We start from the raw sequence: 26,768 nt of genomic DNA, 5'->3' as shown, positions 1-26,768 counted from the left end.
CATCATGGCATCAGTGTCCGTCACCAAATTTATCCCCGTTCCGCCGGAAAAGGGCTGGGCAGCCCTACTTGACCTCTCGCGCTGGGACGAGTGGCTGAAGATGCACGTCAAGTGGAAGAGCGAACTGCCTGAATCGCCCGGCCAGGGAACACAGATCACCCAGGTCATCTCCGTAATGGGAATGGCGAACAAAATCGAGTGGACTGTCGAAGAGTTCGAAGAACTCAGCCATGTGCGCATCACCGGCACCGGCATGGCTGGCGTGAAGGTCGACATCTCCTTCGGGGTCGAGCCTGAAGGTGAAGGAACCCAAGCGACGATCGACGCATCGTTCAACGGCGCGATGATCGTCGGACCGATCGGCAAAGCTGTGGCGAAGCATGCGCAAGCCGATCTCGATGAATCCATCGAGAAGTTCAGCGAACTGGTTTCCTGAGCCCGATGAGCGCAGCCGCAAACACAACCGCAGTCACATTTGACGCGTCCGGGCTCGGCGAATGGACCGACGTCGAACGATTCGAAGTGACAGGGGAGCGCATCGCGGAATACGCCGAAGCGACGAATGACCCCATCGAGCGGCACCGGCGCGGTGAAATCGCGCCGCCGGTGTTCGCCGTCGTGCCAGTGTTCATGTCGATGGCACCAGCTGCGCTGTCTGTTGCCCCCGTGGAGCTTTTGATGAAGCTCGTCCACGGGGAGCAAGACTTCCACTTCCATCGACCGATTTACCCTGGCGATCACCTTGCTGTCAGGGCGAAACCGATTGGCTTCACGGGCCGAGATAATGGCTCGACAGTCGTGATCTACGCGGAAACCCGCGCGGACGACGGTGAACTCGTCAACGAACAATGGATGACGGCATTCTTCAGGAAAGTCGATGCGGGATCCGCTATCGGCGAGAAGGCGCCCGAGCACCGATTCAGCGAGTCACTCCGCGAACAGGCCCCCGCGGTCGAGGTGGGGCAGCACATCGACGAGGACCAGACTTTCCGCTACTCGCCGGCATCCGGTGATCCGATGCCGATCCACCTCGACGAAGAGATCGCGCGCATGTCGGGTCTTCCGGGGATCATCAATCACGGTCTCTGCACGTTGGCGTTCACCTCGTGGGCGGCGCTCACGGAACTTGCTGACGGTGAAACCGAGCGAATGCGCCGCTTGGCGGTGCGGTTCGCCAAACCGGTACTTCCTGGCCAGGACATCAGTACCCGCTTCTGGCAGGCGGGAAACGGCACCTTCGCTTACGAGACCACTGTCGGGGACGACGTCGTTCTGAAGGACGGACTCGTCGTCCTGTCGTGACTGCAACCACCCAAACTTCAGCCTCAACAAGGAGTTACGAGACATCATGGGATCCCTGGAAGGCCGCGTGGCGATCATCACGGGCGCTGGTCGCGGCATCGGCCGCGAGCACGCCCTGCTTTTCGCCCGCGAAGGCGCGAGTGTCGTCGTGAACGACCTCGGCGGCGCGAACGACGGGACCGGCACTGATGCGGGTCCAGCGCAGCAGGTTGTCAACGAGATCACCGCGGCAGGAGGGAAAGCTGTCGCGAACACGAACAATGTTGCGACCTGGGACGGCGCGGCCGAAATGGTCGAGCAGGCGATCGACGAGTTCGGTCGCCTCGACGTGCTGGTCAACAACGCGGGCATCCTGCGGGACGCCTACCTCGCCGGTATGGAGGAGAACCAGTGGGACGCGGTGATCGCCGTGCACCTCAAGGGGCACGCCGCGCCGCTCCGGCACGCTGCCGCGTACTGGAAGGCGCAGACCAAGGCCGGAAATCAGGTCAACGGTTCAGTCATCAACACCTCTTCCGCGTCGGGAACGTTCATGCCGAACGCGGGTCAAAGCAATTACGGTGCGGCCAAAGCGGGCATCGCGGCGCTGACGCTCGTCGCGGCGGACGAACTTGACCGGTTTGGTGTTCGGGTAAATGCGATCGCACCGATTGCTCGCACGCGCCTCACGCTGGCCACTCCGGGTATGGGCGCTCTATTCGCTGAAGAAGTCCCTGAAGGGGAATTCGACGCGTTCAGTCCAGCGAACATTTCCCCGCTAGTGGCGCGGCTAGCCAGCGCGGAATGCAAGCTCACGGGCAAGGTTTACGCCGTGCAGGGCGGCGCCATCACTGAATTGCAGGGCTGGAGCGCTGGCGAAACCATCGAAGCCGAAGGTCCATGGACGGTCACCGAACTTGCCGAGCGGCTGGGATAGGAGGCCTGACATGGCACGCAACACCTACGAATTAGGGCTCGGTCTCACGGAAGAGCATCGCGCACTTGCTGACTCAGTCGCTGCGTTCGCTGAACGCCATATCGTGGCTGAGCAGGTTCGCGAAGCAGTGGAGGCTCCAAGGGAAGAGAAGCTACCGCCGTTCTGGCAGGCTCTGCAGGGGCAAGACCTCCTTGGACTTCATATCCCTGAAGAGCACGGGGGAAGCGGCGTCGGCGTTCTCACACTCGCCGTCGCGATAGAGGCGCTGGGCCGCCATGTCGCTCCCGGGCCGTTCGTGCCCACCGTGGTGGCGAGCGCGCTCATCGCTGCCGCCGACGCCAAAGCGGGCATCGAACTCCTCCCAGGGCTAGCAGACGGTTCAGTGATCGGTGCAGCGGCCCTGCCCGGACGGTTCACTAACTTCACCGCAGAGCGGAGCGGCGACGGCATCATCCTCTCGGGCCACGCCGATGCCGTGATCGGCGCAGAGCACGCAGACGTCGTGGTGATTCCCGTGACAATCGGAACAGATGACCGCTGGATCGCCGTTGACTCGAGTGACCTCAAGATAATCCCGCAGGACAGCATCGACCTGTTGCGGGGCTCCGCGCGAGTAGAGGCTGCTGGAGCCGAAATCAGCGCCGACCGTGTGCTCGAGGGACTGTCACCGTCGCGCGGCGAATCGCTCGCTGCCGTGATTCTGGGCGCCGAAGCATTGGGAGTCATGTCCTGGTGTGTTTCGACAGCAGCGGAATACGCGAAAACCCGGGTCCAGTTCGGCCGCCCCATCGGCCAGTTCCAGGGCGTAAAGCACAAGTGCGCGCAAATGGGTGTCGCCCTGGAGAAGGCGCGCGCTGTTATCTGGGACGCGGCAAGCGCGATCGACAAAGGTGATGACACAGCGGATTTCGCGGCTGACGTGGCAGCGGTCATCGTGCCCGATGCCGCCGTGGAGGTTGCACAGGACTGCATTCAGGTGCATGGTGGCATCGGCTTCACCTGGGAACACGACGCGCACCTGTACTACCGGCGTGCGCTAGCAATCCGCAGCGTGTTCGGGACGCGTGAGGACCGTGCCCACAGGGTGGCGGCGCAGGCTCTCGACGGCATTGCCCGCGGCTCTGAAATCGAACTGCCTGACGAAGCTGAGGAGATCCGCGAGCACATCCGCGGTGAACTGCACGAGGTCGCGGGTATCGAGGATGAGGATGAGCAGCTGATCGCACTCGGTGACGGCGGCTGGGTACAGCCGCACTTGCCGAAACCCTATGGGCGCGGCGCTTCTCCGCTTGAGCAGATTGTCATCGCACAGGAAATCCAGGCCCAGGGAATCGCGATGCCACAGCTCCTCATGGGTGGCTGGGCGGTGCAGGCGATCGTCGCGCACGGCACCGAGAAGCAGAAGCAGGAGCTGGTTGTCCCCACCTTGCGGGGCGACACCGTGTGGTGTCAGCTGTTCTCCGAGCCCGGTGCAGGCTCCGACCTGGCATCGCTCAGCACAAAAGCGCTCAAGGTCGAGGGAGGCTGGAAAGTCACCGGCCAGAAGATCTGGACGACTGTCGCGCAATTCGCGGAATGGGCGATGCTGATCGCCCGGACCGACCCATCGAAACCCAAACATCAGGGCATCACGTACTTCGTGCTCGACATGTCCACACCGGGCGTGACGGTGCGGCCACTGCGGGAAATGACCGGTTCAGCGCTGTTCAACGAAGTGTTCCTCGATGAGGTGTTTATTCCGGACGAGCATGTTGTCGGTGCGGTCAACGACGGCTGGCATGTTGCCCGTACGACTCTCGCCGGTGAGCGCGTCGCGCTGAGCCAGAAGATGGAGGCATACGCCACCGATAAGGATCTCCTGGCTTTCGCGAAGGGCCGCGGCTTGAGTTCGCACGCACGCTTTCAGATCGGCGAGTTGATCGCCGAGAGTCAGGCTGTCGACCTGATTGGCTCTCGCGTCGTGCTCAAACAGTTAGCGGGGGCTGATGTCAGCACCACCTCGTCGGTGGGCAAACTCTTGGGGATGGCGTTGGGCCAGGCGATTTCGGAGTTTGTGGTCGCCGAACTGGGCGCCGCTGGGGCAGTGTCGATTCCCGGACAGCCCAGTGACAAGGCGATGGAGCAACTCATAGCGGGCCGCGCGACGACCATCTACGGCGGCACTACCGAGGTGCAACTCAATGTAATCGGGGAGCGGATGCTGGGTCTGCCGCGCGACGCTGAGCCCGGAAGCGGACGGTGACAGCCAACCTCACCGAGGTCCACACCATTGAACGCGGGAAGGGTGATGACCTCGTCCTGCTGCTTCACGGGTTCTCCGACAACGCGGACACCTGGAACAAGGTCATGCCGCAGTTCGCGGCGCAGGCCCGAGTGGTCGCGCTCGACTTCCCGGGTTTCGGTAGATCTCGCTTCTGGCCGTCGCCGCTTTTCGATACCTACGAGGAGATTGTCACCTCGGTCATCGAGCGGCGCGGCGGCCCCGGAAGAGTGAGCCTTGTCGGCAATTCGATGGGTGCCGTGGTGTCCCTCCTCGTGGCGTCGCGGCGCCCGGACCTCGTTGATCGTGTGGTCCTCGCTGATATGCCGGGTATTTCCGGAATTCCGGCTTTGTGGCGGCACGCACTCTCGCGGCGCAGTGAGCTGATTGTGGGACAGGTGGTGCGGGCTGTCCCGACACCGGCGTCCAGGCACGCACTTGCCGTGCTTTACAGCCTCGCCGCGACGAGGATGCGGGTGCTGTCCCGCCTCGACCGGAACGCCTACGCCGAGCCGTACGTCGATGACGCCGCGATTCTCGCCCTGCTCACGCGTGGACGCGACGTGATTCGCGAACTCTCCGATATCCCGGTCGCGGACCTCGTTCGTGACTTGCAGGTTCCGAATTTGCTGGTGTGGGGCAGAAATGATCTGCTCACACCCTCACGGTCCGTCCGCTCACTGCAGCAAGGAGAGCATTCGCGAGTCGAAGTCATAGACCGCTGCGGGCACTGTCCGCAGCAAGATCGGCCGACGAAGTTCGTGTCGATCGTCCAGCCGTTTCTTGCTGGTTCCTGAGGGGGAGAGATGACGGGGATTCGTGCTTTGACCGATTTCGCGCGCAGTGTGAGGGTCATCCACGGAGCAGGCCTGGTGCCAGTTCGGCGCCTCGATAACGGTGTGCGCACACTGCGTGCGACGCACACCTACGGCCCCTTCGTGGGGGCCATGCACAATGCCCTGCTGCGGGGACCCGACCGTATCGCGCTCATCGACGAAGATGGCCCCTTGACATACGCAGGGCTGGACCGGCATTCGAACGCACTTGCGCGCGCCTGGGCATCGTGTGGTCTCGGCTCGGAGAGTACCGTCGCCGCGCTGTGCCGCGACCATCGCGGACTCGTCGTCAGCATGCTCGCGGCAGGCAAGATCGGCGCGAGGCTAGTCCTGTTGAACACCGGGTTCGCCGGCCCACAGCTTGCCGGAGTTGTCTCGCGTGAGGGAGTGAACGCTGTCGTATACGACGCCGAATTCCAGACAGTACTAGCAGCCCTCCCGGACTCTGTGTCGCGCTACCTTGCCTGGGAAAATGATGGTGACCCAGTTGATTCCGCGATACCGCGCCTCAAAGACCTGATCGCGGAACATCCGTGCGGGAGGGTGACAGCGCCCCAGTCACCGGGTGGATTCGTGCTCCTGACGAGCGGCACAACAGGAACACCAAAAGGCGCGCCCCGCAACCACACGTCGGTGCTCGCGAGTGCTCAATTCCTCGACCGGATCCCGCTGCAAGAGGGCGGTACAACGTACATGGCCGCGCCGATCTTCCACGGCACCGGGCTCTCCCAGTTCGTGCTGTCGCTCGCGCTCGGTTGCACGGTAATCATGGACCGCAGGTTCGATGCCGCCCGCGCGGTGGCTCAGGTCGCCCGGTACAGGGCGGACACTCTGATCCTGGTACCGGCGATGCTTCAGCGAATCGTGGATCTTGGGCCCACCGTGCTGGCGAAGCACGACACGGCGTCATTGCGAATCATCTTCGCCGCAGGTTCTGCGCTGTCACCGGATTTGTGCCGCCGAACCGCACAGGCATTCGGGGATGTGCTTTACAACTTGTACGGGTCGACAGAAGTCGCGGTCGCGACGGTGGCCACTCCAGCCGAACTGCGGTACGCGCCGGGCACGGCCGGACGACCGCCGGTGGCGTGCCGTGTCGCGCTCTACGACACTGACGACCAGCCGATTACGAAACCCAACGTGACCGGGCGAATCTTCGTGAAGAGCGGACTCAGTTTCACGGGTTACACCGATGGTCGGCACAAGGAAGTCATCGACGGCATGTTGTCGAGCGGCGATGTGGGTCATTTCGACAACAACGGGCTTTTGTTCGTCGATGGCCGCGAAGACGACATGATCGTGTGAAGGGCAACCTCGCACGATACAAGGCGCCGCGTGAAGTGATCTACATCGACGAACTCCCGCGAAATGCGACGGGTAAGGTGTTTCGCCGCGAACTCGAGGCGTGGAAACGTTAACTCGCGCTGCTGCGCCGCTACTCTCGGAGCGAAGGTCAGGAACGACGAGCGAGGACTGATGGCGGATTCTCAGTGGTTGCGCACATTTCACCAGGCGACCGCAGCGAAAACTGAACTCGTGTGCTTTCCGCCCGCGGGCGGCGCGGCGAGCGTTTACCACGCGCTTTCCGCGGAGTTGATGCCGTCGGTGCGGGTGCTCGCGTTGCAACTGCCAGGTCGGCAGGACCGCCTCGGGGATCCGATGATTGACGACATCACACAACTCGCTACCGCCGCCGCAACCGCGATCGGCAGCCGCAACGGGACGCCGGTCGCGCTGTTCGGGCACAGCATGGGCGCCACAGTCGCATTCGAAACGGCACGAGCGCTGGAAGGTGCCGGAGCAGAGCTGGGGCATTTGCTTGTCTCGGGCCGCATTGCCCCGCATCAGACGCTTGACACTGCTATTCACGAGGGCAGCGACGAGGCATTGATCAGCGAGCTAGAGCGGCTCGCCAACGATCCAGCCTCGGTGCAAATTCTCCGGGAGATGCCGGAAATCGCAGAGATGGTCCTGCCTGCGGTGCGCAATGATTACAAGGCGGTCGAGACGTACCGCTTTGAGGGGGACACGCCGTGTCTGTCTTGTCCGGTCACCGTCCTTGTCAGTTCAGACGATCCCACTGTGACACTTGATGAGGTGAAGGAATGGGAGCGCTACACCACCGGCGAGTTTTCGGTCGAGGTGTTTCCGGGTGGCCACTTCTACCTCGACGAACACACGGGTGCTGTCGCGAAGGTTGTCAGTTCACGGATCTGCTGACAGCCCTACACGGCTCCGGGGAAGCCGTGCTGGCGCCACGCTTCGTAGACAACGATCGCGGCTGCGTTCGACAAGTTCAATGATCTGCGGCCAGGAATCATAGGGATCCGGAGCTGACCGGTTACGTGCGAGTCGTTGCGCACGGCATCCGGGAGCCCGGTCGGCTCGGGCCCGAAGAGCAGCACGTCTCCCGGCTGGTACGCAACAGCGGAGTGCGGTTGTGACGCGTGCGCGGTGAAGGCGAATACCCGCTGCGGCTTCAGTGCGGCCCAAGCGGAGTCCAGGTCCTCGTGCACCGTCACGGAAGCAAGGTCGTGATAGTCGAGCCCAGCGCGGCGGAGCTTGGGTTCAGACAGATCAAAACCCAATGGCCCGACAAGGTGGAGTTGACACCCCGTGCCCGCAGCGAGCCGTATCGCGTTACCCGTGTTCGGAGGGATGCACGGGCGGTAGAACATTAGGCGAAACACAGACGGAAGCCTAGATCCTCAGCGTCACTGCACTCGAACCAGCTCAGGTGCAAGCAGATCCATGAGCAGGCCGTTGCGCCATACGCCGTCTTCACCGCGGGAATACTGCCGCATCACACCGATGGGGCGGAAGCCGACCTTGATGTAGGACCGGATGGCCTGCTCGTTTGTCGCCTCGGGATCGATGATGATCCGATGGAAGCGGTGGGTGTCGACGAGGTGCGCACAAAGTACCTGGATTGACTCACGGCCGTAGTGATTTCCGTGCTCCTCCGGATCGATGAAGACATCGATCCCCGCGTGGCGATAGTCGGGGTCATCTTCGGCGTACCACTGGATAAATCCCACAATGTGGTCACCGACCGTAATCGTATACGGAAACCCATCGACGTCGTTCGGCCAGGAGGGGCTGGGCATGCGCCACCACCGGCGGATCGATGGGATGCTATGCAGCTCGCGCAGCCTGCTGTGATGAGCTGGCTCAGTCGGCACGAGCTTGACACGCGGACCGTGGAGGGTCGGCCTTTCTCCCTGCGATGCATCAGGCATCCTTCGAGTGTGCCTGGTGCCTGGCGCACGCGGGTGCTGAAACCTGGAACAATAGCGTCCGTGACGGCAACGATTCTTGATGGAAAGGCAACCCGCGACGAGATCTTCGCTGATCTAAAGAAGCGGGTTGATGCACTTAAGGAAAGCGGGATTCAGCCCGGGCTCGGAACGGTCCTGGTCGGCGACGATCCCGGATCGGCTGCATACGTGCGGGGAAAGCACGCTGACTGCGCTCGCGTGGGCGTCGCCTCCATCAGGCGCGACTTACCCGCCGACATCAGTCAGGACGAGCTGAATGCCGTCATCGACGATCTGAATGCCGACCCAGCATGCACCGGTTACATCGTCCAACTACCACTGCCGAAACACCTGGACGAGAATGCTGCGCTCGAACGTGTCGATCCAGAGAAGGACGCCGACGGGCTGCATCCGATCAACCTCGGCCGCCTCGTCCTCGGGAAAGAAGCTCCACTGCCCTGCACGCCCCGGGGCATTGTGCACCTGCTGCGCCGCTATGAGGTCGCCATCGCGGGCGCTCACGCCGTGGTCGTCGGTCGCGGTGTCACCGTCGGGCGTCCAATCGGTCTGCTCCTGACACGGCGCTCGGAAAACGCCACAGTGACGCTGTGCCACACGGGTACCCGCGACCTTGCTGCTGAAGTGCGGCGTGCGGATATCGTCATCGCTGCTGCAGGTGTGCCGGGGATCATCACCGAAGACATGGTCAAACCCGGAGCCGCGGTCCTTGATGTGGGTGTCAGCCGCGTGGATGACAAACTCGCCGGTGACGTCGCGCCAGAGGTGTGGAATGTCGCCGGTTTCGTGTCACCTAATCCCGGCGGTGTCGGACCTTTGACACGAGCTTTCCTCGTCACCAACGTCGTCGAGCGAGCCGAGCAAGCAGCGGCAGAGCTTGCTTCTACAGGCGCACACTCCGGGTAATCGATGGTGCAGCGCGCGTTCTCCCGTGATCGTATGCGGACGGTGATGGCTCATATTCCCTTGGCGATCATTGCCGCGTTCCTGCTGCTTGCGCTGATCCTGGTCGTCAGCGACCGGTGGCGCCGGGGCGCGTTCGTTGTTGGGATCGCGACGCTGCTCGCCGCCTGGTTCCGTCTGATCCTCCCCGAGGTGCAAGCGGGATTGCTGGTGGTCCGCAGCCGCCCATTCGACGTCGGCGCGCTCACGCTTATGGGCGGAACGATCGTGTGGCTTACCCTGTCGATCGATCCGCTCGGCACCGGTTAAGGCGCGTCAGGCAGGTCTGCTTCCGTTGCGGCGGCCGGGGGAGCGTCCTTCGTGGAACTGCGGCGTCTCATTCCCGGTATGCGGGGTGCCGTGGGGATACGTTCGACAAGATCGGACAGGGGTCCAACAGCGGTCGCGAGTTTGGCGGCTGAACGGTCGATTCCAGCAATGGGCTCCTGTAGCGACTGGATTGTCGGGCCGACCTCGCCCAGCGTCACCGAGACTTCCATAAAGCGGTCGATAAGGCCGCCGTCCTGGACGACCTGGTCGAGCACACCGCCCGGTTCCAGGAGCCGGTCTAGTGCCCCACCCTCATCGAGTAACCGGTCGATGTAACCGTCCTTCGCAAGTAGGCGGTCCAGTGGTCCCTCTTTCTTGATGAGGCGATCAACTGGCCCATCAGGCTCCATCATCCGATCCAGGAATCCGCCGCGCTCGAGGAGCCGGTCGAGCGCACCACCCTTGGCGAGCAGTCTGTCGAGGGGCCCATCGGTGTCGAGCGCCTTGTCAACCGTGCCGCCAGGGGCCAGTGCCTTGCCCAGAGGCCGGTCCTCGGAGACCGCGGACGCCAGCGTTTTTCCGGCGACGAACAGCCCAGAGAAGCCCCCGAACCGTCCTTTGCGCCACTTCTTCCTCCGGCGCGCGCCATCAGGATTGCTCACAGGCCCCTCATTGGACGACATGCTCGGATGTTAGCAATCGCGAGACGCCGCGGCAGAACGACCGCCGAAGTCGTGCTAACCGATGGTTTTCCGCGCGAGGTCCATGGTGTCGCTCAGCAGCACGGAGATGCCATCGAAGTCCGTGAGGAACCCATCATGACCCTTGTCAGTGTCCAAGACCCGTAACTCGTGGCAACCGGGCAGGTGCGCCGCCAGCTCCTCCTGCAGCCGCAGTGGGTACAACCGATCTGAGGTAATGCCTCCGACGATGGTCGGCGTGGGGCAGGCGGCAAGTGCCTTCTGGATGCCTCCCCGACCGCGACCAACGTCATGGCTGCTGAGTGAGTCGCTGAGGATCACGTAGCTGCCCGCATCGAATCGGCGCACCAGCTTGCCGGCCTGATGATCGAGGTAGCTCTGAATTGAGAACGTGCCACCGTTGAAGGGTTCTACCCCATCCTGTGGGGAGTTACCGAACCGCTCGTCGAGTTCTTCTTCACCCCGGTATGACAGGTGCGCGATGCGCCGCGCGACGCCCAGGCCATGCTCAGGCTCGCGTCCGGTCCCGTAATAGTCGCCGCCCTGCCAGTGCGGATCGGTCTTGATCGCGAGAATCTGGGCTGACTGTGTACCGATCTGGTCTGCGGTTGCACGCGCTCCGACGGCAAGAACCAGGGCCGTAGCGACGCGATCGGGATAGCTCACTTCCCACTCGAGTGCACGCGCGCCGCCCATCGATCCGCCGAGAACGGAAGCGAACCGCTCGATCCCCAGCAGATTTGCGAGCTGCAGTTCCGCGTTGACCTGGTCACGGATCGTGACCGCCGGGAACCGTGAGCCCCACGGTTTCCCGTCTGGTGCCAGGGAACCGGGACCAGTGCTGCCGCGGCACCCTCCCACTGAGTTGGCGGACAGCACGCACCACTCATTTGTATCGACGGCAGCGCCCGGGCCGATGAGGCCATCCCACCATCCAGGACTGAGGTGCTCGTCGTCTGCGGGGCCGGTGACGTGTGAGTCTCCCGTCAGCGCATGCAGCGCGAGGATGACGTTGTCGCCCTTCGGGGAGACCTCGCCCCACCGCTGCAGCGCGAGGGTGACTTCAGGCAGCAGTGCGCCATTTTCCATGCGCAGCGAGCCGATGTCGACGTAACCGAGGGTGCCATCCGGCTCAGGCCACAGCGCAGGATCGGGTGCGCGCCACCGAGAGGGGGCGCGCACTGTCCGTTGAGTGTGCGGCCGGGGACGGTGAACAGGACTTACTGTCAAGACGCCGCCGCTTCGAATCCGCGTGCCAGGTCAGTCACGATGTCGTCAATCCCTTCGATTCCCACGGCCAGGCGGACCAGGCCCGGCGTGACGCCCGCAGCCAGCTGCTCCTCTGGGGTCAGCTGAGAGTGTGTCGTCGACGCGGGGTGGATGACAAGGGATCGCACATCACCGATATTAGCGACGTGACTGTGCAGCTCTAAAGCGTTGACGAACTTCTTGCCCGCATCAATGCCCCCAGCCAGCTCGAACGACAACACCGCACCAGCACCGCGGGGGGCGAGTTTCTGAGCACGGGCGTGCCATGGCGAGCTAGGCAGCCCCGCATAGTAGACCGCCGTGACGTCGTCGCGGGACGCCAGATACTCGGCCACAGCCTGTGTGTTCTGCACATGTCGTTCAATGCGCAGGCTAAGGGTTTCTATTCCTTGGCCGATGAGGAAAGCATTGAAAGGCGAGATTGCCGCGCCGATATCGCGAAGTAGAGTCAGCCGTGCTTTCAGTGCGTACGCAGGTGGCCCGAGTTCGCTGTAGACAACTCCGTGGTAGCTCGGGTCCGGGGTGGTGAAGCCGGGAAAGCGGCCTGATGTCCAGTCGAAGGTGCCGCCGTCGACGATGACACCCGCGACAGAAGTGCCGTGGCCGCCGAGGTACTTGGTCGCCGAGTGCACGACGATGTCAGCACCATGCGTGAACGGCTGGATGAGGTACGGAGTGGCGACCGTGTTGTCGACGATCAGAGGTACCCCATGCTCATGTGCGACAGCGGCCACACCAGGTATGTCGAGGATCTGGCCACCCGGGTTAGAGATGGTTTCAGCGAAGAACGCTTTGGTGTTGTCCTTGACTGCGGCACGCCAGTGGTCAAGGTTGTCCTGATCTTCAATGAAGCTGACTTCGATGCCAAGCTTCGGCAAGGTGTAGTGGAACAGGTTGTAGGTGCCGCCGTAGAGACGCGGACTGGTCACGATGTGGTCGCCGGCCTCAGCGATATTGAGGATCGCGTACGTTTCGGCGGCCTGACCGGACGCGACGAGCAGTGCTGCGACGCCGCCCTCGAGCGCAGCGACCCGCTGTTCGATGACATCTTGCGTCGGGTTGATGATGCGGGTGTAGATGTTGCCTGGCTCGGCAAGACTGAAGAGCGCGGCAGCGTGGTCAGTGTCGCGGAAGCTATACGAGGTGGTCTGGTAAATCGGCAGCGCGCGTGCGCCGGTGGTGGGATCAGGAACCTGTCCGGCGTGGACCTGCTTTGTCTCGAAGGTCCACGTGGTCTGGGAAATGTCGCTCATGAGGGTTTTTCTCCTGGGTTTTCGCGCGACGGAGCGGGGCTACGCAGCCGCCTGCTCTGAAGTCAAGGGTTTGTCGTCGCGCGTCACAACGGGCAGGGCGATTGGAAGGCCGAAGTGGCCTAGCGACATCGACTCATGGTGGACCTCCGTAGGGCTTTCTTCCCGGTTACCGGGTCCGCGCCCAGCGGACCCGCGCTTGCTATCCGTCCTGCGGACAACCCGGTCATCACCCGGGGCACCCCACCGCGGTTGGAGGGTTGCCGGCCAGCAAGCCGGGGCTACACGCTGGCGCTCATGACCTGACGTAGATAGTAGCGTTTCTCTGTCGCCATTGCCTACCACGACTTGTGGACTGGGCGTCACTGCCTCGCCCGTATTGATGTGCTGCCGCTAGGCTGAAAGGGACACGAGGACACCGCGCGCTATGCAGTACGCTTGTCATATTTAGTTGGGCGGCACGCAGACCGCCCTCGCGATATAGGTTTGAACCCGATGAACCGTGATGCCGGAATTCGCACCGGATGCACCCACAAGGTGCAGCGGAGCGACTGAACCCGGGAACACTGCCTAGGAGGACGCGAAGCACCCATGTCCAAGATCAAGGTTGAGGGCACCGTCGTGGAACTGGATGGCGACGAAATGACCCGTATCATCTGGCAGTTCATCAAAGACAAATTGATCCATCCGTACCTGGATGTGAACCTTGAATATTACGACCTGGGCATGGAAAACCGCGACGCCACCGATGATCAGGTAACGGTCGACGCCGCGAACGCCATTAAGAAACACGGTGCAGGTGTCAAATGCGCCACCATCACCCCAGATGAAGCTCGCGTTGAAGAGTTTGGCCTGAAAAAGATGTGGCGTTCGCCGAACGGCACCATCCGCAACATCCTTGGGGGCACGATTTTCCGTGCCCCCATCATTATTTCCAACATTCCCCGCCTCGTGCCGGGCTGGACGAAACCGGTTGTTGTCGGCCGCCACGCATTTGGTGACCAGTACCGCGCCACCGATTTCAAGGTGCATCAGGCTGGCACCGTGACTCTCACCTTTACGCCAGAGGATGGCAGCGAGCCGATCCAGCATGAAGTAGTGAAGATGCCCGAGGACGGCGGCGTCATCTTAGGTATGTACAACTTCAAGAAGTCGATCCAGGACTTCGCCCGAGCTTCGCTTGCGTACGGCTTGCAGCAGAACTATCCCGTGTACCTGTCGACCAAGAACACTATCCTCAAGGCGTACGACGGGATGTTCAAGGACGAGTTCCAGCGCGTGTACGAAGAGGAGTTCAAGTCAGAGTTCGATGCCGCCGGACTTACGTACGAACACCGGCTGATCGACGACATGGTGGCGTCTGCCCTGAAGTGGGAGGGGGGCTATGTCTGGGCGTGTAAGAACTACGACGGTGACGTTCAGTCCGATACGGTCGCTCAAGGCTACGGTTCGCTCGGGCTGATGACCTCGGTGCTGATGACGCCCGATGGCAAAACTGTCGAAGCAGAGGCCGCCCACGGGACGGTGACACGTCACTTCAGGATGCATCAGCAAGGAAAGCCCACCTCGACCAACCCCATCGCGTCAATCTTCGCGTGGACGCGTGGCCTCGAGCATCGCGGCAAACTCGACAACACCCCAGCCGTGGTGGAATTCGCGCACCAACTCGAGGATGTCGTCATCAAGACCGTGGAAAGCGGCCAGATGACGAAGGATCTTGCGGTGCTAGTCGGGGGAGACCAGGGCTACCTGAGCACGGAGGAGTTCCTCGGCGCGCTCGACGACAACTTGCAAGCCGCCGTCAAAGACATCTGAACTAGCCGCTAGTCGCCGTTTCGTCGGAAGCGTCCAATACTGGCGGTAATTCACGTCACAACACGCACCGCAGCGGTATGCCCTGCGGTGCGAGTGCTGTTCGCACTAGAGGTGCCGGCCCCCGGCGTCTGGCCCGTCCGCCTCACAACCGCTCAGGAATGCACGTGACTTCAGTGGCGAATTCGTCCGCTCCAGCCAACGGTCCTCTACGGACACGACGGCAATCGCTGTGGCGAAAACCCGCCGTGGTCGCGATGATGCTCGGCTCCTTCGGCATCGGAACCACCGAATTCGTTGCTATGGGCCTGCTGCCGGAGATAGCGAACGGAATCGGCGTCACGGAACCCTCCGCAGGGCACACGATCAGCGCATACGCGTTCGGAGTTGTGGTCGGTGCGCCACTGATTGCGATCGGTGCAGCCAGAGTTGCGCGGCGGCTACTCCTGATCACGCTGATGGTGGCGTTCACGGTAGGCAATGTCGCCACGATGCTCGCACCCACCTATGAGGCACTGCTGGCTGCGAGATTCCTGGCAGGGCTGCCGCACGGCGCCTACTTCGGTGTAGCGGCGCTCGTCGCAGCGGAACTCGCGGGGCCAGGTATGCGTGCACGCGCAGTGGCTCAAGTGATGCTCGGGCTGAGTCTGGCCAACGTCGCGGGCGTTCCGGTAGCGACTGCTTTGGGACAGCATTTCGGCTGGCGCAGCGCCTTCGCCCTCGTCGCGGCAATTGGTGTGCTCACTGTCTTCGCTCTGCAGCGACTCGTTCCCGATGTGCCGCTCCCGCAAGGATCGAGCCCTCTCAAAGAATTGGCTGGATTCCGCAATATTCAGATCTGGCTGACGTTGCTCACCGGAATCGTCGGATTCGGCGGCATGTTCGCGATCTACACCTACATCAGTTCGACGGTCCAGGAAGAAGCGGGGATTCCCCGCGCGCTCGTGCCCCTGGTGCTGATGCTCTACGGTGCCGGGATGGTCATCGGCAACCTCTTCGGCGGAATGATCGCCGACCGTAGCCTCAAAGCTGGTCTCTTCGGTCTTTTCGTGGGTCTCTCCGTTTTGCTCGCACTGTTCACCGTGACGGCTGGGATCCCACTGCTCGCGGTGCTCAACCTGGTGCTCATCGCGATCTTCGGGACCGCACTGGTTCCGGGCCTGCAGACACGACTGATGGACGTCGCGAAGGATGCTCAGACGCTCGCGGCGACCGCCAATCACTCGGCACTCAATATCGCGAATGGCGTGGGAGCGATGCTCGGCGGTCTGGTCATTGGCGCAGGCTATGGATACAGGGCACCGGCTGCAGTCGGTGCCGTGCTCGCCGCGCTCGGTGTGGTGGTATTCGCCGTTGCTGTGCTGATCGAACGCAGGGGTGTTCAGCGCTACCGAGCGCAGCGACTTTCGGATCATTCTTTGCTCCGCTAGCGTGCCAAGGCGTGTCAATTGCATCGAGCCTCACCGTCTCTACTGTCAACGTCAACGGCGTCCGGGCAGCGGCCAAGAAAGGCATGCTCGCGTGGCTGCACAGCAGTGAGGCTGATGTGGTGTGTCTGCAGGAGACACGTGCAGATGACGAGCAACTCGCGAAAGCGCTCGCCCCCGTCCTCGACGAGGGGTGGCACCTGAGTGCCGCTTGCTCCGCAGTTAAGGGCCGTAACGGAGTGGCAGTGCTCACGCGTACCGCGCCAGCCGCGGTGCGCGTCGGTTTCGGTGATGATGAGTTTGCCGAGGCTGGCCGGTACATCGAGGTCGACATCGCGTACAGCGGCGGGCCGCTCACTGTGGCGAGCCTCTATCTGCCGTCTGGCGACGTAGGTACTCCACGTCAGGACGAGAAAGACCGGTTCCTGAAGTCATTCGGTGACTACCTGGGCAGCATCGCTAACCGGCCGCAGATAATCTGCGGCGATTTCAACATTGCGCACGCCGAGGCGGACATCAAGAACTGGCGCGGAAACCTCAAGTCTTCGGGTTTTCTGCCGCATGAGCGGGAATGGCTCAGCGGACTCATCGGCGATGGTCAAGCCTGGGCTGACGTCATTCGTGTCCTTAACCCCGGCGTAGAAGGCCCATACACCTGGTGGTCCTACCGGGGAAAGGCGTTCGACAACGATGCGGGATGGCGGATCGACTATCACATCACCTCCCGCGTGCTTGCCGGTCGCGCATCCGGTGCCCGCGTTGAGCGGGCACCGACGTATGATGCGCGGTGGTCCGACCATGCGCCCGTGACGGTGCGATACGCCTGATCGCTACTAGTTCAGAAAGAACACTCATCATGTCGTCAGCGTCTCCCCAGCCCTCCTCGACCGGTAGGTCACGCGTCCTTTCGGGTATCCAGCCCACCGCGGACTCGTTCCATCTCGGCAATTACCTCGGTGCGCTGAAGAACTGGGTGGAGATGCAGGACGACTACGACGCCTTCTACTTCATCCCTGACATGCACGCCATCACCGTCCAGCACGACCCTGTCGCGCTTCGGGCGCGAACGAGGAACGCTGCGGCTCAGCTGCTCGCAGTGGGGATTGACGCGCACCGATCGACAATTTTCGCGCAGAGCCAAGTGCCCGAGCACGCTCAGCTCGCATGGGTGCTGATGTGCCTGACTGGTTTCGGCGAGGCAAGCCGAATGACCCAGTTCAAAGACAAGTCAGCAAAACAGGGTGCTGAGCATGCGAGTGTCGGCCTCTTCACGTATCCGATGCTTATGGCGGCCGACATCCTGCTCTACAAGGCTGAGTATGTGCCGGTGGGTGAGGATCAGCGCCAGCATCTAGAGCTCACCCGAGATCTTGCGCAGCGCTTCAACACTCGCTTTGGTGAGGCCTTTGTGGTGCCAAAGCCGTTCATCACGAAGGAATCAGCGAAAATCTACGACCTTCAGGACCCGCGGGCGAAAATGAGTAAGTCAGGCCCGAGCCCGGCTGGTCTCATCAATCTTCTTGACGAACCTAAGGTGTCGGCGAAAAAGATTCGTTCTGCAGTAACCGACGCGGAGCGTGAAATTCGTTACGCCCCTGACGAAAAGCCAGGTGTGTCGAATCTTCTCGTCATCAACTCTGTGCTTTCCGGGCGTTCAGTCGCCGAACTCGAACAGTATTTCGCCGGAAAGGGATACGGTGACCTCAAGGTCGACACCGCCGAGGTGCTCACCGAGTTCGTGGTACCGCTCAGAAAGCGGGTCGACGAGTACCTCGACGATCCCGCTGAACTGGACCGGGCGCTCGATATCGGTGCGCAGCGTGCACGATCGGTAGCGTCAGACACCCTGGCAGCCGTGTACGACAAGATCGGATTCCTCCCACCGAAGGGGTGACCGCATTGGCGGACAAGCCGAGTTTCCTCGATAAGCAACGCGCGAAATACCCGTGGTTTGACCATTTGATGCGGGCGGTAACGCGGTTTACCGGGCAGCACGGTGACTATTACGCCGCGGGGATCACGTATTTCAGCGTTTTTGCGCTCGCGCCGTTGTTGCTAGTCGGCTTCGCGGTCGCTGGTTTCGTGCTCGCCCGGAACCAGGAGTTGCTTTCGGAGATTCAGGTCGCGATCGAGGAGGAACTCCCGGGCGGTTTTGGTCAGCAGATCGGGGACCTACTTGAGAGCGCGGTCGAGCAACGCGGCACCGCACTTAGCTTCGGGCTGATTCTCGCGCTCTACGCGGGCCTGGGCTGGATCTCCAATCTCCGTAAGGCGCTGACGATGCAGTGGGGTGCGCAGCCGCCGAAGCTCAACTTCATCAAAACCAAGATTTACGACCTTGGTGTGATGGCGGGGTTGTTCCTCGCGATTGGAGTTTCTCTCGGTCTCACGGCCCTGAGCGGGCCGCAATTGATGGGTGTCATTCTCGACCCGCTTGGGCTTGACGACGCACCTGGGGTCGGGGTTGCGGCGAGGCTGGTGTCATTCGTCCTCGCCGTCGTGGCGACATGGCTCGTTTTCACGTGGGTTATCGCCAAGCTGCCGCGGTATCCTGTGGCGACACGCAGCGCGGTCAGGGCGGCGCTAGGAATGGCGATCTTCTTCGAGATCTTCAAGCAAGTCGGCCAGGCTTATCTGACGAGTGTGATGGACAACCCCGCTGGTGCGGTTTTCGGCCCGATCATCGGTATTCTCGTCTTCATCTTTATCACCGCGCGTGCATTGCTCTTCTTCACCGCCTGGGCTGCGACGTCGGCAGACAGCATGGAAATGGCTCCGGTTGAGCCTCCCGATCCTGCGATCATCAACACCCCGGTCGTGGTCAGGGAAGGGAACGCGGTGGCCGCTGGCATTGCGGCATTCGGTATCGGCGCAGTGACCGTGCTGGGCTTGTCCTCGGTGCTTCGTAAGGACCGGCAGCCGTAGATCGCTATTACACGGTGCGGCGTCCGACGCGGAAGGCGCCGTAGAGCAGTGCGGCGACAACGAGCGCGCCCAGTGAACCCACCACCACGCGCTGCCCCATCGAGGGGCTCTCGGCAGGTGGATCGCTGACAGGAACTGAGGACGGCGGCAGCGCCTGCGCTAAGGACTCATCGGCGGGCTCGGCTTCGTCGATACTGGTGCGCGCGTCGAGGGTGCCCACGGTGCTCTCCTCGCCGATGCCGAACCCGTAGTCGAATAGGTCTGCCACCTGCTGCCAGACTGGCTTTGGTTCGTTTTCCGCCATCATGACGGACACAATTAGCCGACGGCCGTCACGCTCAGCCGCACCCACGTAGGTTTGCCGGGCAGAGTTCGTGAAGCCGTTCTTCCCGCCGATTGAGTCTGGGTACATCCAGTTCACGACGTTGTCGTTCCCCATCGCGAAGCCGGGCCGATCGAAGTCGCCCGGCGTTGCGGGGTCCGCGGGATATCCCGGGAAGTCGATATGCGGGGTTTGCAGGTACTCCACGAAGACTGGATTCTCCATCGCTGCGCGGAAAATCACCGCGAGATCGTACGCCGAGGACGACATGCCGGGCCCGTCGAGACCGGACGGTGTTGCAGCGCGCGTGTCGAGCGCGCCCAGCTCAGCCGCGTACTCATTCATCTTGCGCACCGTTTCATCGACGCCGCCAAGCTGCTGCGCGATGGCGTTTGCTGCGTCGTTTCCGGACGCCATCACCAGCGCCTTCATCAGGATCTCGTTCGTGTACTCACCGCCAGGGCCGATCCCAGCTCGGCTGCCCTCGATGTTTGCGTCCTCGGTCGTTCCGATGATTGTCCGGCCGAGGTCGATTTCGTCAAATGCAACGAGAGCGAGAAGCGTTTTGATGGTGCTCGCGGGACGGTGACGCCCGTGCGGGTCCTTCGCTGCGAGGACGTCGCCTGTGTCAAGATCAGCCACGAGCCAGCTCGCCGCTGAGATCTCCTCCGGGGGCTCGGGGGCGCCGGGAGCAAGGACGAGTTCGCAGTCCGCGAGTAGCGGCCCGCCAACGGGGGAGTCTGGTATCGGCAGTGGCGTGGGCGCTGTCTGGCCTGGTTGGGGTTCCTCGGATGAGTCGACCGGCGGCGGCGGCGTAACCCGGACTGGACAATCTGACGTGTCAGGGGTTGTGAGAGGCGCGGGTGAAGTCGTGGGTTCGGGCCTTGGTGGCTCGATCTGCTGCGCGACCGCGGGGGACATGCCGAGTCCGGCAGCGGCAACGGCGGCGACTGCCCCAAAGGCGGCGAATCGGATTTTCCCTGGCATGCTCATCGAGTTGGCAGCGTATGCGAACAATTTGAATGTACCAACCTGAACCGCCGAAGTATGCGCCGGAAGATGATCACCGCAGTTCCCAGGGGTAGAGGCGAGCGGCAGTCCGCTCGGGTCATTTATCGGCTGCACTTGCGCTGCCACCCCCACGTCGGTCTAGTGTGTATTAACTTATTGACTCGGCAGGTGTCGAGCCTCATCCAGATCAAGGGAGCGCATGCTCCGAGGAGGCCGTATGACTCACTCAAGTGGGGTACTGGAGCAGTTGGCGCACGAACTTGGGGGTGGTGTACCCGCTGCGGCAGCTCAACTCGATCACGCATCACAGGAGAAGCTCGTGCGCCTGATCCGAGACGCACAGCATCGGCAGGGAGCCGCGCTGAAACAGGCTGCTGATGACGGGTTCGATTCGCTGCCGGCGCTGCTGCGCCGCCCGGTCAAAAAGATCCTGGGACGGTAGGCGCCTGACATGAACGAACAACTGATGGTGCGTGCTGAGCTGGACAAACTCGCCAACACGTTGGGCGTCCCTGCCCAGGAAGTCGCCTTCTTGGGTGACACCTCTCCCGTCGACCTCCGCGAACTGCGCGAACGAGTGACTGCCTCGCTCTTCAACTCGGGTGCAGACGCACTCCGTGCGCTGGCGAAAGCGAGCAAGCTATTGCCGGCTGGAACCGTAGCGTCGATCGCGCAGCGATCCTTCGGGCCAATGCTGTGTGCGCGTGCGGCGGGCTTTATGGATGTCACCAGGGCCATCGACGTAGCGCAGAAGCTTCCAGTTCCGTTCCTCGCAGAACTGTGCATCCACCTCGATCCGGCACGCGCGGAAGCCGTGGTGCGCGGCATTCCTGACCAGATTGCGTGCGAAGTCGCCAGCAAGCTACTTGCGATGCGTGAGTTCATCACCCTCGGCAGATTCGTCGGCTACGTGCGGGAAACGGTAATCACCGCGGTGATTAGGAGCGCGGACCCCGTAGCGCTACTGCACGTCGCTTTCTATGTTGAGGCACAGGAACGGTTCGATTCGATCGCCGATGCATTGTCCGATGATGAGATCGCGGCAATTATCCGTGCGGCTGCGGGGCGAGCGGATGTGGTCGACAGTGATCTCTGGGTGCAGGCGTTGAGTCTTCTTGACTCGGTCAGCGCTGATCGTCAGCGCAGACTCGCCGATATTGCGGTCGCGCAGCCTGCTGACGTGCTGGATTCGATGATCACAACAGTGCACGCGGCCAACATGTACGATGCGTTGCTGCCTCTCGTCACCACGATGAGTGACGAGAGCAAGGTGCGACTGGCTGCGATTCCTGCGTTGCACGACAGCGACCGGCTGCACGCCATAGTGCAGGCCACTGCGACGCACGAAATGTGGACCGAACTGCTGCCGCTCGTCGAGGCCGTGCCTGAATCTGCGAAACGCGAAGTCGCGCTCGCTGCGAGCCGTCTGCCTAAGGCAGCGATGGTCCGCGCGATCGTGGCTGCTCGCGAGAGCAATCAGTGGCCCGTGCTTCTTACGCTCGCGGAATACATGCCCGAACCCGAACGAGCGCAGCTCATCGCGCTTCTTGCTGACATTGACCTCGATGTCGTCGAGTCGTTCGTGGATGCCGCGCTCACCACTGACGTGGTTGAGCGTGCGCTCGTGCTGCTCAACCAGGTGGGCGAGCCGGAACTCGCGCCGGTGGTTGCGCGAATCGGCACCATAGAGCCCGACAGCAGGTCAGTGTTTGTTGCGCGCGCTCGGGAGCTAGGAGTTCTCGATCGGCTGGGCGTTATCGGCGATGCTTTGCGAGGCTGACACAGCGAATCTAGGGACAATAAACATAAGGGATTTGCGCACCGGTAATTGTGCTCGTCGGTCAGACAGTGACAAACTCGAACAGCCCCCTGGCCTGCGAATCGACCGCTATCGGCTCGAACCCGGGCTGGGCGGACGGTCAGTGGAAACGCCACCAGGCCTAGATGCTCGAGCAGAGGACGAATGTCGATCAGCGACTCAACGGGGCTTGTCCCACGGAAGCGGCCACGCGATCGCAAGAAAACAATCTTGAGCACTGCCACGAGATTGTTCATCGCCCGCGGATACCACCAAGTGTCCATGGCCGACATCGCCGACGCGGTAGGTGTGACGCCGACGGCACTGTACAGGCACTACCGCAATAAAGAGGAACTTCTCGAGCAGACCCTCCTGACCGCAGCACGCGGTGTAAGCGACACGCTAGTCGCATGCGACCCGGCACCGGAGGTAATGCTGAGGACGCTTGCGAAAGTCGCGTTGAGCGCGCGTGGCGTGCACCCCTTGCTGCGCCGAGAAGTGCGCCATCTGCATCCTGCGCACCAGCGCGCCATCGCTGAAGCAGTCGTGTCGAGTGTCCGCGCCCTCAGCCGGACGGTACGCGCGATGCGCCCTGAGCTTGCGGCCAGCCAAGCGCGATTCCTCGCATGGTGCATCGCGTGGGTGATGGGCAGCATCTCGTACCACCGCGCCGACATCCCAGATGCGGAATGTGAACAACTGCTCGCCCAAATCGCGCGCGACGTCGTCAACGCCCTGCCGGTCACTGTGCCCTACCCGTTGCTCATCGCCGAAGGCGATGCCGAGCGACTCGCCGAAGCTGACGCTAGCGGGGTGCGCAGCGAGGAACTCATCGCAGCGGCAACACGACTGTTCGCGGAGCAAGGTTATGCGGGGACCACGATCGAAGACGTCGCCGCACGGGCCGGAATGGTGGGCCCGAGCATCTACCACTACTTTCCGCGCAAGTCCGATCTGCTCAAAGTCGTCCTTGACCGGTGCGCCCGCTGGATTGACGGGTACACGTCCCGGGCAGTTAGTGAGAGTGGAGCGCCGGAGGATACGGTGCGCTCGATCATGCGCTACTACGCCGAGTTCAGCGTCGCCCACCCTGGCCTGATCGCTGTCGCAGCTACCGAGCCCATGCATCTCGCCCGCGAGGGCAAAGCAAGTCGCAGCCGCGACATTCAGCGTGACGGGGTGACCTCGTGGGCGACCCTGCTGCAGTACTCGAAGACAGGAATGACGCGTGCTGAGGCGCGGCTGCGTGTTATCGCGGCCACGACAGTCGTCAACAATTCTGTCCTGCGCCGGCCATTCGGAGCGGGACGCGCTGATGACCTGACCGCCGTGGGGCTCCGCATCCTCGGAATCTGAGCTGCCCTATCCGAGTGGGCCGTATTCGGTGCCACCCTCTACCTGCTGCGGATTGAGTTTCACTGTCGCGCCTGTCTTCCACGCATGTGCAGCGGCCTGGGCGATGTCAAACGCGGCGAGCGCATCGAGACCGGTGCAGCGCGGTGGTTCGCCACTCTGGACGCACTGCGCGAACGCTTCGAGTTCAGCCTGGTAGGCGTAGGGGTAGCGCTGTTCGAAGTCTTCCACCAACGGGACCGACGCCGCCCCTGGTGTACGCCACTCGTAGCCGTACCGGCGCGGATTGTCGATGCGGAGCGTCGCTTTCGAGCCGACAACCTCCGTGGCGCATTCGTAGCCATAACCGGCGGCCCGGCTGTTATCGATGACGCCGAGCGCGCCGTTCTCGAACCTGACGATCACGACTGCGGTATCGACATCGCCGATCGCGGCAAACCCTGCTGGATCACTGAGGGAACTGCCGTGGGCGCTGACTTCCACGATCTCGCCAGCGATCCAGCGCGCGGTGTCGAGGTCATGGATGGTGACATCCACGAAGAAGCCGCCTGATCCCGCGAGAAACTCGGCTTTCGGCGCGATCATGTCGCGCAGCGACGTGCGGAACATGAACACCTCACCGAGCTCGCCGTTCTGGATGCGCTCGACTCCAGCTACCCAGTCCGGGTCGAACCGGCGGTGAAAGCCGACTTGGAACTGGATTCCGGCGCGCTTCACCGTGTCGAGAACGTCCACCGTGGTGCTGCGGTCAAGTGAGATCGGTTTCTCCGAGAAGACATGCTTGCCTGCTCTAGCCGCGGCGATGGTCAGCGGTGCGTGGGTGCCCGTGGGCGTCGCGATGGCGATCGCATCAAGATCGGCATTCTCGAGCAGGTCCTCGTACCGTGTAGTCCACGGCACGCCGTGCAGTTCACCAACCTCGCGCGCGACGTCTTCGCGCACGTCGAACACTGCGGCTAACTGAGCTGAGGGGCAGCGGCCCGCAAGGTTGGTGAGGTGGATGCGGCCCATCCGGCCCAGGCCGGCCAGCGCGATGGCAGTCTTCTTGCTCATATCTCTCCCTTGGAGCTGAAGTGGCTCAGAGACGGCCGGTGAGGAACTGTGCCTCACCATGGCCGAAGGACCAGTCGGCGCGCGTGTTCTCTGTGATCGACACCACGAGATCACTGGGCGCTAAGCCGGTTTCCCGTTCGAGTTTCGCCGCTAGTTCCCGGTACATGGCTTCTTTTTGATCCTGTGTACGGCCTTGCTGCGTCACCTGGATGATGACTACGTCATCGGTGCGCTCAAACCCCAGGCCAGTGTCTTCGGCGATGATCTGGCCAAGCTTGTGCTCGGTGATGATCTGATAGCGGTCACGATCCGGCGCGGCGAACGTATCGAGCATTACCTGCTGCACAACGTCGGCGAGTGTCCGCAGCTCAACGGCGTCACGGCGGCCTTCGATGACATCGATGCGGACTAGCGGCACGGTGCGCTCCTTGTGATTCTCGAGTTCACACCCTTCGCGGCACGTTCACACTGGTCGTAGCCAGTGTGTTCGTGCCGCAAGGGGTGTGAACCAGGTCAGGGCCGGGTCAGGCGGGTCAGTGGTGCGACTGCGGGAAGCCGAGGTTGAGGCCTCCGTGGCTGGGGTCGAGCCAGCGCTCGGTGATGACCTTGCCCCGGGTGAAGAAGTGGATGCCTTCCGCACCATGAGCGTGCGTGTCACCGAACAGCGAGGATTTCCAGCCACCGAAGCTGTAGTACGCCATCGGGACGGGGATCGGCACGTTGATGCCGACCATGCCCACCTCGACTTCGTTCTGGAAGCGCCGGGCCGCGCCGCCGTCGTTGGTAAAGATCGCGGTGCCGTTGCCGTACGGGTTCGAGTTGATGAGCTCGAGCGCATCGTCGTAACTCTCGACACGGAGTACGGATAGGACCGGCCCGAAGATCTCATCCGTGTAGACGGACATATCCGGGGTGACGTTGTCGATGACTGTCGGGCCGAGCCAGAAGCCGTTTTCTCCGCCATCGGGCTGTACCTGACGGCCATCGAGCGCGATTGTCGCCCCGTCGGCCTCACCGGCGTCGACGTAGGACGCAACCTTGTCGCGGTGCTGCTTGGTGACCAGCGGCCCCATGTCACAGCCCTTGGTGCCGTCACCGGTTTTGATGGTCTTGGCGCGCTCGTTGATCTTCGCCACGAGTTCGTCGCCGACGCCACCGACCGCGACGAGTGCGGAGATGGCCATGCAGCGCTCACCTGCTGAACCGAAGCCCGCGTTGACGGCGGCGTCGGCAGCCAAGTCGAGGTCGGCGTCGGGAAGAACCACCATGTGGTTCTTCGCGCCACCCAGCGCCTGCACACGCTTGCCGTGCGCGGTGCCCGTGTTGTACACGTACTGCGCGATCGGGGTAGAGCCAACAAAGGAGATTGCCTTGATCCCGGAGTTGGTGAGGAGTTCGTCAACCGAAGTTTTGTCACCCTGGAGAACGTTGAAGACACCGGCGGGCAGGCCCGCCTCCGCCCACAATTCAGCCATCCAGATGGCGGCCGAGGGATCCTTTTCGGACGGCTTCAGGACAACCGTGTTGCCTGTAGCGATTGCGATGGGGAAGAACCACATCGGCACCATCGCGGGAAAGTTGAACGGACTGATCGCGGCCACCGGACCGATGGGCTGACGGATCGAGAACACATCAACCTTGGTGGATGCGTTCTCCGTCATGCCGCCCTTGAGTAGATGCGGGATGCCGCACGCGAACTCGACAACTTCCTGGCCACGCGTGACCTCGCCGAGCGCGTCGTCCAGAACCTTGCCGTGCTCGGAGGTGATGATCTTCGCGAGTTCAGGCTTGCGCTCGTTCAGCAGTTCGCGGAACTTGAAGAGAATCTGGACGCGCTTTGCGAGCGACGTATCGCGCCAGGCAGGGAATGCGGCCGCAGCGGCGTCGATGGCAGCCCGAGTGTCCTCGACGCTAGCGAGTGCAACCTGAGCGGTGACTTCACCGGTCGCGGGATTGGTTACCGGTGCGGTTTTGGTACTGGTGCCGACGAAGGATTTTCCGTCGACCCAGTGCGAAATCGTCTTGGTGGTCATAGTGGTGTTCCCT

The 26,768-nt window shown here is 62.5% G+C and carries 25 protein-coding genes, 1 pseudogene and 1 riboswitch; of the genes and pseudogenes, 17 read left to right on the top strand and 9 right to left on the bottom strand.

The features are described 5' to 3' along the window. The first annotated feature begins 4 nt into the window (after positions 1–4). The 7 genes and pseudogenes from AS9A_RS19125 to AS9A_RS19095 all read left to right on the top strand — a co-directional run bounded on the left by AS9A_RS19125 (position 5) and on the right by AS9A_RS19095 (position 7,534). Positions 5–436, top strand: a complete 432-nt coding sequence (locus AS9A_RS19125) for a type II toxin-antitoxin system Rv0910 family toxin (protein WP_013808783.1) — start codon at positions 5–7, stop codon at positions 434–436. Positions 437–441: 5 nt separating this feature from the next. Then, the gene (locus tag AS9A_RS19120; protein WP_013808782.1) at positions 442–1,302 is read left to right on the top strand and encodes a MaoC/PaaZ C-terminal domain-containing protein; all 861 of its coding nucleotides are present in this window, start codon (positions 442–444) and stop codon (positions 1,300–1,302) included. 46 nt (positions 1,303–1,348) lie between these two features. Further along, on the top strand, positions 1,349–2,218 hold the full coding sequence (locus AS9A_RS19115) for an SDR family oxidoreductase (protein ID WP_041451220.1): 870 nt from the start codon (positions 1,349–1,351) through the stop codon (positions 2,216–2,218). A 10-nt stretch (positions 2,219–2,228) separates the two neighbouring features. After that, on the top strand, positions 2,229–4,460 hold the full coding sequence (locus AS9A_RS19110; protein ID WP_013808780.1) for an acyl-CoA dehydrogenase: 2,232 nt from the start codon (positions 2,229–2,231) through the stop codon (positions 4,458–4,460). Continuing rightward, positions 4,457–5,275: an alpha/beta fold hydrolase gene (locus AS9A_RS19105; RefSeq protein WP_013808779.1), complete on the top strand. Its 819-nt coding sequence runs from the start codon at positions 4,457–4,459 to the stop codon at positions 5,273–5,275. The genes AS9A_RS19110 and AS9A_RS19105 overlap by 4 nt, the downstream gene beginning before the upstream one ends. Positions 5,276–5,284: 9 nt before the next feature. Then, positions 5,285–6,732 (top strand): annotated as a pseudogene (locus AS9A_RS19100) (AMP-binding protein). Between the two features lie 58 nt (positions 6,733–6,790). Beyond that, positions 6,791–7,534 (top strand): thioesterase II family protein, encoded by a 744-nt coding sequence (locus AS9A_RS19095; RefSeq protein WP_013808778.1) that lies wholly within the window; start codon positions 6,791–6,793, stop codon positions 7,532–7,534. Positions 7,535–7,539: 5 nt separating this feature from the next. Here the strand turns inward: AS9A_RS19095 and AS9A_RS19090 are convergent, their stop codons facing one another. Continuing rightward, positions 7,540–8,004, bottom strand: coding sequence for a tRNA (cytidine(34)-2'-O)-methyltransferase (locus AS9A_RS19090; protein ID WP_083826602.1), 465 nt, complete (start codon positions 8,002–8,004; stop codon positions 7,540–7,542). 24 nt (positions 8,005–8,028) lie between these two features. Beyond that, the gene (locus tag AS9A_RS19085; RefSeq protein WP_049793792.1) at positions 8,029–8,553 is read right to left on the bottom strand and encodes a GNAT family N-acetyltransferase; all 525 of its coding nucleotides are present in this window, start codon (positions 8,551–8,553) and stop codon (positions 8,029–8,031) included. A 60-nt stretch (positions 8,554–8,613) separates the two neighbouring features. On the opposite strand from AS9A_RS19085, the gene AS9A_RS19080 reads away from it, so the two are divergent. Together AS9A_RS19080 and AS9A_RS19075 are read left to right on the top strand one after the other, a co-directional pair. Continuing rightward, positions 8,614–9,495 (top strand): bifunctional methylenetetrahydrofolate dehydrogenase/methenyltetrahydrofolate cyclohydrolase, encoded by an 882-nt coding sequence (locus AS9A_RS19080; RefSeq protein ID WP_013808775.1) that lies wholly within the window; start codon positions 8,614–8,616, stop codon positions 9,493–9,495. A gap of 3 nt (positions 9,496–9,498) precedes the next feature. Continuing rightward, positions 9,499–9,801 (top strand): DUF3017 domain-containing protein, encoded by a 303-nt coding sequence (locus tag AS9A_RS19075; protein WP_013808774.1) that lies wholly within the window; start codon positions 9,499–9,501, stop codon positions 9,799–9,801. On the opposite strand, the gene AS9A_RS19070 is transcribed toward AS9A_RS19075, so the two are convergent. From AS9A_RS19070 to AS9A_RS19060, 3 genes are all read right to left on the bottom strand, one after another. Then, on the bottom strand, positions 9,798–10,463 hold the full coding sequence (locus AS9A_RS19070; protein WP_013808773.1) for a hypothetical protein: 666 nt from the start codon (positions 10,461–10,463) through the stop codon (positions 9,798–9,800). The two genes, AS9A_RS19075 and AS9A_RS19070, sit on opposite strands and share 4 nt — an antisense overlap. 75 nt (positions 10,464–10,538) lie before the next feature. Further along, positions 10,539–11,684, bottom strand: coding sequence for a homoserine O-acetyltransferase MetX (gene metX, locus AS9A_RS19065; protein ID WP_013808772.1), 1,146 nt, complete (start codon positions 11,682–11,684; stop codon positions 10,539–10,541). Positions 11,685–11,728: 44 nt separating this feature from the next. Next, entirely contained in the window at positions 11,729–13,024 is a 1,296-nt protein-coding gene (locus AS9A_RS19060) for a bifunctional o-acetylhomoserine/o-acetylserine sulfhydrylase (protein ID WP_013808771.1), read from the bottom strand. 187 nt (positions 13,025–13,211) lie between these two features. Beyond that, positions 13,212–13,324, bottom strand: a riboswitch (SAM riboswitch). A 288-nt stretch (positions 13,325–13,612) separates the two neighbouring features. Between AS9A_RS19060 and AS9A_RS19055 the strand changes: the two genes are divergently transcribed. The 5 genes from AS9A_RS19055 to AS9A_RS19035 all read left to right on the top strand — a co-directional run bounded on the left by AS9A_RS19055 (position 13,613) and on the right by AS9A_RS19035 (position 19,185). Continuing rightward, positions 13,613–14,836, top strand: coding sequence for an NADP-dependent isocitrate dehydrogenase (locus tag AS9A_RS19055; protein WP_013808770.1), 1,224 nt, complete (start codon positions 13,613–13,615; stop codon positions 14,834–14,836). A gap of 164 nt (positions 14,837–15,000) precedes the next feature. Beyond that, positions 15,001–16,263: an MFS transporter gene (locus AS9A_RS19050; RefSeq protein ID WP_407636553.1), complete on the top strand. Its 1,263-nt coding sequence runs from the start codon at positions 15,001–15,003 to the stop codon at positions 16,261–16,263. Positions 16,264–16,274: 11 nt separating this feature from the next. After that, a complete protein-coding gene (locus AS9A_RS19045; protein ID WP_013808768.1) occupies positions 16,275–17,087 on the top strand; it encodes an exodeoxyribonuclease III in 813 nt (270 codons plus the stop codon). 29 nt (positions 17,088–17,116) lie between these two features. Further along, positions 17,117–18,154 carry a tryptophan--tRNA ligase gene (gene trpS, locus AS9A_RS19040; protein WP_013808767.1) on the top strand — a complete coding sequence of 346 codons (1,038 nt, stop codon included), beginning with the start codon at positions 17,117–17,119 and terminating at the stop codon, positions 18,152–18,154. A gap of 5 nt (positions 18,155–18,159) precedes the next feature. Then, positions 18,160–19,185: a YhjD/YihY/BrkB family envelope integrity protein gene (locus tag AS9A_RS19035; protein ID WP_013808766.1), complete on the top strand. Its 1,026-nt coding sequence runs from the start codon at positions 18,160–18,162 to the stop codon at positions 19,183–19,185. A gap of 7 nt (positions 19,186–19,192) precedes the next feature. On the opposite strand, the gene AS9A_RS19030 is transcribed toward AS9A_RS19035, so the two are convergent. Next, positions 19,193–20,500, bottom strand: coding sequence for a D-alanyl-D-alanine carboxypeptidase family protein (locus AS9A_RS19030; protein WP_237707841.1), 1,308 nt, complete (start codon positions 20,498–20,500; stop codon positions 19,193–19,195). Positions 20,501–20,735: 235 nt separating this feature from the next. Here AS9A_RS19030 and AS9A_RS19025 point away from each other — a divergent pair, with 235 nt between their 5' ends. From AS9A_RS19025 to AS9A_RS19015, 3 genes are all read left to right on the top strand, one after another. Beyond that, positions 20,736–20,960, top strand: a complete 225-nt coding sequence (locus AS9A_RS19025) for a hypothetical protein (protein ID WP_013808764.1) — start codon at positions 20,736–20,738, stop codon at positions 20,958–20,960. Between the two features lie 9 nt (positions 20,961–20,969). Then, on the top strand, positions 20,970–22,298 hold the full coding sequence (locus tag AS9A_RS22910; protein WP_013808763.1) for a hypothetical protein: 1,329 nt from the start codon (positions 20,970–20,972) through the stop codon (positions 22,296–22,298). 183 nt (positions 22,299–22,481) lie between these two features. Continuing rightward, complete coding sequence (locus tag AS9A_RS19015) at positions 22,482–23,672, top strand: TetR/AcrR family transcriptional regulator (RefSeq protein ID WP_013808761.1); 1,191 nt, start codon at positions 22,482–22,484, stop codon at positions 23,670–23,672. 6 nt (positions 23,673–23,678) lie between these two features. Here the strand turns inward: AS9A_RS19015 and AS9A_RS19010 are convergent, their stop codons facing one another. From AS9A_RS19010 to AS9A_RS19000, 3 genes are all read right to left on the bottom strand, one after another. Then, on the bottom strand, positions 23,679–24,722 hold the full coding sequence (locus AS9A_RS19010) for a Gfo/Idh/MocA family oxidoreductase (RefSeq protein WP_013808760.1): 1,044 nt from the start codon (positions 24,720–24,722) through the stop codon (positions 23,679–23,681). A 25-nt stretch (positions 24,723–24,747) separates the two neighbouring features. Beyond that, entirely contained in the window at positions 24,748–25,140 is a 393-nt protein-coding gene (locus tag AS9A_RS19005) for a tautomerase family protein (RefSeq protein ID WP_013808759.1), read from the bottom strand. A 115-nt stretch (positions 25,141–25,255) separates the two neighbouring features. Continuing rightward, positions 25,256–26,755: a CoA-acylating methylmalonate-semialdehyde dehydrogenase gene (locus tag AS9A_RS19000; protein ID WP_013808758.1), complete on the bottom strand. Its 1,500-nt coding sequence runs from the start codon at positions 26,753–26,755 to the stop codon at positions 25,256–25,258. Positions 26,756–26,768 lie beyond the last annotated feature (13 nt).

The organism is Hoyosella subflava DQS3-9A1, assembly GCF_000214175.1.
GTDB lineage: Bacteria > Actinomycetota > Actinomycetes > Mycobacteriales > Mycobacteriaceae > Hoyosella > Hoyosella subflava.
Note: the sequence above shows the minus strand (reverse complement) of the source record. Positions and strands in the feature narration are given on the sequence as shown.

Coding starts and splice junctions, on each gene's coding strand:
- AS9A_RS19000 (WP_013808758.1), bottom strand. CDS start 26,755: ATGACCACCAAGACGATTTCGCACTGGGTCGACGGAAAATCCTTCGTC.
- AS9A_RS19060 (WP_013808771.1), bottom strand. CDS start 13,024: ATGAGCGACATTTCCCAGACCACGTGGACCTTCGAGACAAAGCAGGTC.
- AS9A_RS19085 (WP_049793792.1), bottom strand. CDS start 8,553: ATGCCTGATGCATCGCAGGGAGAAAGGCCGACCCTCCACGGTCCGCGT.
- AS9A_RS19095 (WP_013808778.1), top strand. CDS start 6,791: ATGGCGGATTCTCAGTGGTTGCGCACATTTCACCAGGCGACCGCAGCG.
- AS9A_RS22910 (WP_013808763.1), top strand. CDS start 20,970: ATGAACGAACAACTGATGGTGCGTGCTGAGCTGGACAAACTCGCCAAC.
- AS9A_RS19010 (WP_013808760.1), bottom strand. CDS start 24,722: ATGAGCAAGAAGACTGCCATCGCGCTGGCCGGCCTGGGCCGGATGGGC.
- AS9A_RS19055 (WP_013808770.1), top strand. CDS start 13,613: ATGTCCAAGATCAAGGTTGAGGGCACCGTCGTGGAACTGGATGGCGAC.
- AS9A_RS19115 (WP_041451220.1), top strand. CDS start 1,349: ATGGGATCCCTGGAAGGCCGCGTGGCGATCATCACGGGCGCTGGTCGC.
- AS9A_RS19030 (WP_237707841.1), bottom strand. CDS start 20,500: ATGAGCATGCCAGGGAAAATCCGATTCGCCGCCTTTGGGGCAGTCGCC.
- AS9A_RS19075 (WP_013808774.1), top strand. CDS start 9,499: ATGGTGCAGCGCGCGTTCTCCCGTGATCGTATGCGGACGGTGATGGCT.
- AS9A_RS19125 (WP_013808783.1), top strand. CDS start 5: ATGGCATCAGTGTCCGTCACCAAATTTATCCCCGTTCCGCCGGAAAAG.
- AS9A_RS19120 (WP_013808782.1), top strand. CDS start 442: ATGAGCGCAGCCGCAAACACAACCGCAGTCACATTTGACGCGTCCGGG.
- AS9A_RS19110 (WP_013808780.1), top strand. CDS start 2,229: ATGGCACGCAACACCTACGAATTAGGGCTCGGTCTCACGGAAGAGCAT.
- AS9A_RS19015 (WP_013808761.1), top strand. CDS start 22,482: ATGTCGATCAGCGACTCAACGGGGCTTGTCCCACGGAAGCGGCCACGC.
- trpS (WP_013808767.1), top strand. CDS start 17,117: ATGTCGTCAGCGTCTCCCCAGCCCTCCTCGACCGGTAGGTCACGCGTC.
- AS9A_RS19025 (WP_013808764.1), top strand. CDS start 20,736: ATGACTCACTCAAGTGGGGTACTGGAGCAGTTGGCGCACGAACTTGGG.